Source organism: Rhodococcus sp. P3_B8, assembly GCF_056402775.1.
This window is the reverse complement of the sequence record NZ_JBFUGT010000339.1, coordinates 1-6,720: the sequence shown is the minus strand read 5'-3', so window position 1 is coordinate 6,720 and position 6,720 is coordinate 1. Positions and strand designations below refer to the sequence as shown.

General features: G+C 67.7%; 6 protein-coding genes. 3 read left to right on the top strand and 3 right to left on the bottom strand.

Annotated elements, in window-relative coordinates; genetic code table 11:
• Positions 1-45 precede the first annotated feature (45 nt).
• Both rocD and ddaH read right to left on the bottom strand, forming a co-directional pair.
• Positions 46-1,272, bottom strand: coding sequence for an ornithine--oxo-acid transaminase (gene rocD, locus AC1D1G_RS39535; protein ID WP_477956315.1), 1,227 nt, complete (start codon positions 1,270-1,272; stop codon positions 46-48).
• Positions 1,273-1,278: 6 nt separating this feature from the next.
• A complete protein-coding gene (gene ddaH, locus AC1D1G_RS39530; protein WP_477956314.1) occupies positions 1,279-2,196 on the bottom strand; it encodes a dimethylargininase in 918 nt (305 codons plus the stop codon).
• Positions 2,197-2,277: 81 nt separating this feature from the next.
• Here ddaH and AC1D1G_RS39525 point away from each other — a divergent pair, with 81 nt between their 5' ends.
• Complete coding sequence (locus AC1D1G_RS39525; RefSeq protein WP_280782647.1) at positions 2,278-2,730, top strand: Lrp/AsnC family transcriptional regulator; 453 nt, start codon at positions 2,278-2,280, stop codon at positions 2,728-2,730.
• A 226-nt stretch (positions 2,731-2,956) separates the two neighbouring features.
• Here AC1D1G_RS39525 and AC1D1G_RS39520 read toward each other — a convergent pair whose 3' ends face one another.
• Positions 2,957-4,705 (bottom strand): zinc ribbon domain-containing protein, encoded by a 1,749-nt coding sequence (locus AC1D1G_RS39520; RefSeq protein ID WP_477956317.1) that lies wholly within the window; start codon positions 4,703-4,705, stop codon positions 2,957-2,959.
• 801 nt (positions 4,706-5,506) lie between these two features.
• On the opposite strand from AC1D1G_RS39520, the gene AC1D1G_RS39515 reads away from it, so the two are divergent.
• Positions 5,507-5,773, top strand: coding sequence for a type VII secretion protein EccE (locus AC1D1G_RS39515; RefSeq protein WP_477956316.1), 267 nt, complete (start codon positions 5,507-5,509; stop codon positions 5,771-5,773).
• Entirely contained in the window at positions 5,734-6,582 is an 849-nt protein-coding gene (locus AC1D1G_RS39510; RefSeq protein WP_477956313.1) for a S8/S53 family peptidase, read from the top strand. Before AC1D1G_RS39515 ends, AC1D1G_RS39510 begins: the two co-directional genes overlap by 40 nt.
• Positions 6,583-6,720 lie beyond the last annotated feature (138 nt).

Sequence of the window (6,720 nt, the reverse complement as noted above, 5' to 3'; positions counted from 1 at the left end):
CGCCAACGGAGAACAATACCGGTCGGTGAGGCCCAGGGTCAAAACTCACTCGGCGAGCGCATCGGCGAGCTGTTCGACCGCCCACGTCAGCTCGTCCCGTTCGATCRCCAGCGGCGGGGCGATGCGGATCGTTCCCTCGTGCGCGTCCTTCGCGAGGACCCTGCGTGCCAGAAGTCTTTCACAGATCGTTCGAGCGGACGGCATACCGTCGGCCAGCTGCACACCGGCCCACAGTCCGCGGCCACGCACCTCCGAGACGTGGTCGGGGGGCAGTTGCGCCAGCATGCTGTGCAGGTAGGCGCCCAGGTCACGGCTTCGCTGCTGATACTCGCCGGTCTCGAGCAGGTCCACGACGGCGCTCCCGACCGCGCAGGCGAGGGGGTTGCCCCCGAACGTGCTTCCATGTTGTCCGGGGCCGATCACCGCCATCACCGGCCAGTCGGCGATGACGGCGGAAACCGGCATCAGACCACCCCCGAGCGCCTTGCCCAGGACGTACACGTCGGGGGTCACGTTCTCGTGGTCGCACGCAAACGTGTCGCCGGTCCGCCCGAGCCCGCTCTGGATCTCGTCGGCGATCATCAGGATCCCGCGACGGGTGCAGATGTCCCGGACCGCCGCGAGGTAGCCGGGCGGTGGCACCAGCACTCCGGCCTCCCCCTGGATCGGTTCGAGGAGCACCGCCACGGTGTTCTCGGTGATCGCGGCCTCGAACGCGTCCGCGTTCCCGTATTCGACGGACGCGAAGCCCGGCGGGAACGGACCGAACCCGGTGTACGCGTCCGGATCGGACGAGAACCCGACGATCGAGATGGTGCGACCGTGGAAGTTCCCGGCGCACGTGATCACCTCGGCACGCCCCGGTGGCACTCCCTTGACGTCGTAACCCCATTTGCGGGCCAGTTTCAGCGCGGTCTCCACGGCTTCGGCGCCCGTGTTCATCGGCAGTACGGCGTCCTTCCGGCACAGCCGGCTCAGGTCCTCACAGAAGGACGCGAACCGATCGTGCTGGAAGGCGCGGCTGGTCAGGGTGAGCCGGCCGAGTTGTTCGCGTGCCACCCGGACGAGAGTGGGGTGTGCGTGGCCGAAATTGAGCGCCGAGTATCCGGCGAGGACGTCCAGGTAGTCGACGCCGTCGATTCCCTTCACCCACGAGCCCGCGCCCGACTCGATCACGACCGGCAGCGGCGAGTAGTTGCGTGCGCTGTGCTCGTCGGCCCTGCTCAGCTGCTCACGCGTGGCATCCGACACGGAAACGACACCGTCCGACATTGCTGGTCACCCCTGATCCTCCACGACCCGGAGCCCACGGAAGCCGCGGAGCTCCAAAGTGCTGCACTTGATTCCGCCACCGGATTTGAGGAACTCCGAATAGTCGACCGGCACGGGCTCGTACCCGCGGGCGGACAACTGGTCGATAAGGCGCGAAGCCTGCACGGGTAGTACCACATTGGCACCGTCGCTGACCAGGTTCAGTCCGAGCCAGTCGGTGTCCGTCTCGGCCGCGATCACCGCGTCGGGATACATCTGCTCGAGCAGAGCGCGACTGTCCGGCGCAAACGCCGCCGGCAGGTAGGCGATGGTCGAGTCGTCGAGCACACCCAGCGCGGTGTTGAGGTGGTAGTAGCGGGGATTCACCAGGTTCAACGTGATCACCGGGCGGCCGAGATGAGCCGAGGCCTCGGCGTGTGACCGCGGGTCGGACCGAAATCCGGTTCCGGCGAGGATCACGTCACCAACGACGAGGAAGTCGCCCTCCCCCTCGTTGACATACTGCGGCAGGGTGGGCCTGACCAGCCCGTTGTCCAGGAACCACCGGAACACGTGTTCGGACTCGGCCCGCCGCTCGGCGGACCGGTAGCGGGCGCCGAGCGCGACACCGTCGACGACGAGTCCGCTGTCAGTGACAAACACCATGTCCGGGAGCCCCTCGACAGGGTCGATCGTGAGGACCTCGTGTCCGAGTCGCCGGTACGTGTCTGCGAGCGCCGACCACTGCGACATCGCACGATCGCGGTCCACGGGTTCCTCGGGCCGCATCCAGTCGTTGATGGCATAGACGACGTCGAAATACGTGGGCGGGCACATCAGGTAACTCCGCGAGTGAGCATGCCGTAGGACGCGGGCGGCGTCGCCCGGCACCTCTGCCGTCTCCTCGTACGGGCTCTCGGACTCGATACCAGCAGTGGGCGCCATCTCCACTCCCCCTCGATTGGTGTCGGTGAAATCAGTATCCACCCACCAAAAGGCCTGATCAATGCGCTAGCGTTCCATCACATGGATGATTCGTTGCGTCTGGACGGGCTCGATCGGCGGATCGTTGCGCGGCTTGAGCGCAATGCACGGTCCAGCTTCGCCATCATCGGCGCCGAGGTCGGGCTCTCCGCACCCGCCGTGAAGCGTCGGGTCGATCGACTGGTCGAGTCCGGAGTGATCACCGGATTCCATGCGGCGCTCGATCCGCGTGCTCTCGGCCACGGCGTCGAGGTGTTTGTCGAGTTGTACTGCAGCGGTCGCACGTCGGCTGTCGAGATCGCACGGATCGTGTCTCGTCACACCGAGGTTCAGGAGGCATACACCGTCACCGGCGATGCCAACGCCCTCCTCCGCGTCCGCACCACCGACACGGCGCACCTCGAACGCACGTTGGAGAACCTGCGGTCGGAGCCAGCTGTCCTTCAGACCAAGAGCAGCGTCGTCCTCAGCCGGCTGATACCGCCCGCCGACTGATCGCTCGATCCACCGTCCGAGACCACAGTGCCCCAGCAACTGCTGGGGCACTCGACGTGTCTCGTGAGGATCAGAGCAGGCCGCGGCGTTCCGGTCTTCCGCGGTCTGCATGTCGACGGCGCCCTCCTGGACGACCTTCGAGCTTGTCTGCAGAACCTGGAGCAGATCGTCAAGGGCGTTGTCCCACTTCGCCTGCGCAGTGGTAACGAGACCGTTGACGTAGCGTCTACGTAGATCTCGTACTGTCTGCCACTGGTGCGGCGGGCGTGGGAGATGTACGTGTGTCACGGCTACCCGCATCACCGTGCGGTGGTGTGGGTTTGACCGTGTCCCACACCGACGCTTGTGATGCAGGAACATGCTGTTTCGGAGTCACCCCCAACCGTGGTGTCACGGTGGGCCGGCTGCGGCGGACCCGGCGGTGCCGTGGTCTGCTCGGGGTGGGAGCGTGTTTGTCGCGGCACTGGCGCACCGGCGCATGCTCGGCCACCCGGACCGCGGGCAACTGCCCACGCCGACGGGTGACCTTGTTCTTGCCGAGCAACGCCCGTTTGGCCAGGTTCACCCCCGCCACGTGGTCGCGGTTGCCGCCGACCCGGCAGCGTGAACACCACGCGGTGTGGTAACCGCCGGGGCGTGCAAGTGGTTGGTCGCAGCCCGGACACCATGCGGAGGATCCCCGGGCCGGCACCGAGACCACCGCGATGCCCACACCGGCGGCGGTGTGCGCGAGGGCGGCGGTCGCTTGGCGGCGGGCGGACTGCGCCGCCCGATTGTTGTTGACCCGGCCATGCCCGCGGGTCTCGAGCGTGGTGAGATCCTCGACCGCGATCACCTGCGCGTGGGCGGCGGCGGCGTAGTCGGTGACCTGGCGGGCGAAGTGGAACGCCAGTTCCCGGTTGATCTTGCCCCTCTTGACACCCACCGCGGTGCGGTGGGTGTCGAGGACGGCGATCTTCTCCTCCAGCTGGGCGCGGACCTCGGGTGGGGCGGTGGCGGCCAGCCGTGTCAACCGGGCCGCCTTGCCGTGCAGCAGCTGCCCTTCGGCCTGTAGGCGGGCCAGTTTGATTCCGAGGCCGCGGTCGTCGTAGGTCCAGCCCCGGTAATCCGACACCAGCCCCTCGGGGTTGTCGGCGGTGATGGCGGCGGCACCCAGACTTGTCGGGGACCAGTCGACCCCCACCGCGACCGTGCCGGCCATCAGATCGGCTGCAGGGGCGAGTTCGGTCCCCGCGCACCGCCACAACAGACCCCGGCGGTCGAGGACCAGGGTCGGCAGATGCCAGTCGGTGATCGTCCTGCCGCGCAGGTGCTCGGGGATGGCTGCGGTCAGTCGGATACTGCGCCACTGCGCCCGCACCGCCGGCGCCGGGGAGGTGGGCAGCTTCACCGTCAACATCAGCTCACGGTCGGCCGCGGTGATCCGCGCGAGCTGCCGATCGGCCGCCGAGAGTCGGGCCATCGCGCTCGTCTGCGGTGGTTCCTGCAGGTCGGTGATCCGCACCCGGCCGGCCGGTGCCCCACCGTCGCGGCGGGCGCGGGCGGCGAGCTGACGTTGCACGCCCCGAGCGAAACCCGGTGGCACGTACTCTGCCGACCCTGTCGGCGGCGCCAAAGATCCCGTGGCTGGGTCGAATCGAGCCGACAACGCCGTAATCGCGGAATCACGGTAGGTCAGGGTCCGCAAGGTCGCCATCACCTGCGCGGTCACCACCCGGGTCACCCGCGACGGCACATAAGCCCCGTCCGGGTATCGCGGGGTCCAGCCGAGGCGGGCCGCGGCGACGTGACCTTGTGTGGGCAGCCTGCGGTCCTGGCGGTCACGGCCGGCGGCGAGCACATCGAACGTCGCCGGATGCCACAACCGCGACACCAACTCGCCGCCGGCCGCGGCAATCAGATCGAGCAGCCACCCCACCCGGATATCCACGTCGTCGAGCCCRATGTGCTCGCCGGTCGCGTCGTCGACCGCCATGTACGCGCGGGTGGTGAACGAGAACTGCCGCGGCACGGCCGATACCGACCCGGTCACGCCGGGCCCAATTCACGAGCGGCGAGCACCGTCGCGTTCCGAGAAGACCCGCGATCGCCCCAGATGCTCACCGATCATCCCTTCCCGAACCGTGCGGCGGCATCGCCCCGAAGCTGGTGATGATTCTGCTTCGACCTCGGCGGAGAGAACCGGCCGGACAACGATGCCAGCCGTGCCATGACGTCGTCCATCAAACTCCCCCAAGCATGTGCCGCGCTGGTCTCGCAGGACCTCGACTGTAACGCCGACCTCCGACATTTAGCTTCGGAGGGAGTCCGCAAGCGGGCCGGGCAATCGATCTCGCCACATGACCCACACCACTGCGACCCGCCCAGGGCCGCGTCGTCGACCATCCGGCCGCGCCCCGCCGCTCCCGCAAACCCGAACGCGATCGTTGTAGACCCGATACATCGCACCAGCAGGCGCTCTCCCGCAACATCTTTCCTGATCGGGCAGCGACGCCTCTTACGATCGCGCCCGACAATGCAATGCGTCCACCCTCTCCGGCGTCTGCTCCCGCACACTCTGATGCGGGCCTGCCCAGATAGGCGTCGCGGTCCTCGAGGTCAATGATTCGGTGACCCGAACCGATACGCCGGGAAGCTCGCCGCGCGTCTCGTGCAGTACGACATCTCGCTGGCCGGAATCGACATCGTCAGCCACGGTTATCGCGCCGCGGCGGGCTCCCCCGCCACCGATGTGTACGACAGGCTGGTCGGTCCGCTCCCGGCGACGGCGACCCGGATGGTCTGGCTCGCCCTGCGATTCGACGCCACCGAGGGTGTCGCTGCCGTGGCGCGGCGTGGCGGCGGCGAGGAAGGCGTGTCGCGCGCGATCACGATCGCGGCAAGCCGCGTGGCCGCGCGCGCATTCTCACCGCACCGGAGATCGAATCCGCAGCGCTGCAGATCAGTCGGGGCGTCGATCCGAAGACCTTCACTGAGACGTGGAAGCATGCACCGCTGCCCGGAGTGCGCAACACCGGCTACGGCGTCGGTCCGCGCTACCTGACACGAGACCTGCTCGCGAAGCTCTGGGTTCCGTCGAGCCTCGGTACGACCGTGACGATCCGGCTGCGCCCCAGCGGACACGACGGTCAGGTGAAGGTCGGCGCGGCCTGCCGGGTCACCACCCGGACGATGCCCGAGCCGCTCACGATTCCCGGGCTCGTCTCGATGCGGGGCAGGCACCGGGACGGACTGCTGTCCAATCTTCCCGTCGCGATGCCGGATCTCGACGACGTGATGCCGTTGACCGACATGTCCGTCGAGGACCTGCGTGCGCTGCAGTTGCCGCCTGCGGGGTGCGGTCAGCTCATCGGCTCCGACGACCACGGGCACGGAATCACCGCCCGCATCGCAGGTCCCGGCGTCGGCATGGTCTACGTGGCGGGCGAGTTGTATCTCGCCCAGCAACTGGTGTTCCGCGCTGTCGCGACCGGCGCCCGGGTGCTCATCCACACCGATCGGCCCGACGCGTGGTCGTCGTTGATCGACTCCATCGCCACACTCGACCGGTTGCGGATCGCCGGCCACAATCCGCAGTCCGACAACAGGTTCAACACGGTCGTGTTCGACGGCGTCGACGCGCTGCCGCCCCGCGCCGGGGTCACCGCGATCTATCTCTACGGAGAACCGAGCCAGTGGCCCGGTGCCGAACCGGACTTGTCGATAGTCCGGCCGAATGCGCTGGGCGATCGCATTCTTCTGTCGACCGGAGGGACGAGCATCGAACTGATGCTGGTCACGATCTCGTCCGAGACGGCGTTCATCGGCCGGCCTCGCGCGGTGGACGAGTACGTGCCGGTCCACCAGTACTAGGGCGTGTCTCCCAATGATTTGGGGTGTTGTGCTGCAGACTCTTCGCTGTGGCAGACGTTGTTAATAGGTTTGAGGTGTTGACGGACAAGCAGTGGGAGTTGCTTGCGCTGCTGTTGCCCAGTTCGGATGGGCTGCGGG

What these genes read in the sequence shown, in the direction of transcription:
- ddaH (WP_477956314.1), bottom strand. Translation starts at nt 2,196, where the DNA reads ATGGCGCCCACTGCTGGTATCGAGTCCGAGAGCCCGTACGAGGAGACG.
- AC1D1G_RS39525 (WP_280782647.1), top strand. Translation starts at nt 2,278, where the DNA reads ATGGATGATTCGTTGCGTCTGGACGGGCTCGATCGGCGGATCGTTGCG.
- AC1D1G_RS39515 (WP_477956316.1), top strand. Translation starts at nt 5,507, where the DNA reads ATGGTCTGGCTCGCCCTGCGATTCGACGCCACCGAGGGTGTCGCTGCC.